Origin of the sequence: Arthrobacter sp. H14, assembly GCF_000520495.1 — a bacterium.
Lineage (GTDB): Bacteria > Actinomycetota > Actinomycetes > Actinomycetales > Micrococcaceae > Arthrobacter_C.
Window position 1 is genome coordinate 36,567 of sequence record NZ_KI914642.1, and the last position, 1,266, is coordinate 37,832.

General features: G+C 62.2%; 1 protein-coding gene and 1 pseudogene. Both read right to left on the reverse strand.

Going from position 1 to position 1,266, the window contains the following annotated elements; all coding sequences use genetic code 11:
- Positions 1–193, reverse strand: a pseudogene (locus Y707_RS31330) (hypothetical protein); the annotation flags it as partial.
- The coding region (locus Y707_RS24220) for a glycosyltransferase family 4 protein (protein ID WP_035780741.1) at positions 190–1,266 on the reverse strand (1,077 nt) is incomplete at its 5' end. The pseudogene Y707_RS31330 and the gene Y707_RS24220, both read right to left, overlap by 4 nt.

Here is a 1,266-nt window from a genome sequence, read left to right on the forward strand (position 1 = left end):
GAAGTTTCCGTTCGGTTAACGTTACGGCGCCGGCCAGATCGGCAGGAACGTCTTCCCCCGCACGGGTGCAGTAAATGTGCACCTCATCTCCACGCTTAAGGAAACTGCGGACAATTTCCTGCACATGCACTGAGGCCCCTTTTGCACCGAAGACCGGGATTCCCGGATCGGCGCAGATGTAAGCAACCTTCATCGGTTTCCCCTTTGTGCCACAGCCGGCAAGCTGCCAGCCGGCAAGCTCCGCAACTGCCGGGCCTGGTTCCTGGAGTCGAAGTTGCATTCAATAAGGCGGCGGGCGCGGGCAGCGATTCCGGCGCGGTCATAGCCCGGTGCGGCAACAGTTGACAGAGCCTGCACCAGATCCGGGATGCTGCCCGGGGTCACAAGGATGCCGGTGGTGCCTGACTGGACGACTTCGGGAATGCCGGTGACACTGCTGGCGATGGTGGGAACACCCATGGCCATGGCTTCGAGCAGCACGGTCGGTATTCCATCGGCGTTGCCATCGGCTCCGATCACACAAGGTGCTGCAAAGACATCCGCCCAGCGCAACAGTTCACCAATTTCGTGCTGGGGCTGTGGTCCAAGGAGCGTGACGGTGTCCTTAAGGCCGGCCGCAGTAATCCGGTCTGCCAGATTGCCGGCCAGTACACCTCCGCCGGCAATGCGCACCTGGAGCCGGTGGCCTGCACGGATCAACACTTCCGTGGCATCGATCAGATCCGCGAAGCCCTTCTTCTCCACCAAACGCCCCACCGCCGCAACCCGCAGGGTGGAACCAGCCGGTTCCGGTGACCGGAACTGGAACCGGTCGAGCTCGAGACCGTTGTAGACCAGGTGCAGGCGGCCGGTTTCCTGCGGAAAGGTGCTGCGCAGGTATTGGTGGTTGTACGCACTGATGGTCACGGTGTGGTCGGCCCGTTGGAGCAAATTCCGCAGCTGCACCGTATCGACCGATTCGTGGAAGATGTCCTTGGCGTGAGCGGTGAAGGAGAACGGGACACCGCTGAATCTCGATGCCAGTTCGGCCACCCGCGCCGCGAGTGAGCCGAAATGCGCGTGCAGGTGCTCAATGCCTTGCTCCTTGATCCGGATGGCGAGATCGATTGCCTGCCAGACCTCGGACGGTTCGGCACCGGAAAGTCCGGGAAGCGCCTCGGCGAACAGTTCCGGGAAGTTTTCGACGGTGCAGCCGGCCCGTGCCATCACGTCCCAGGCATCGCTGAGTTTGTACGGCTTGTCGAGGTAATGCACCGGTGCCTGGAC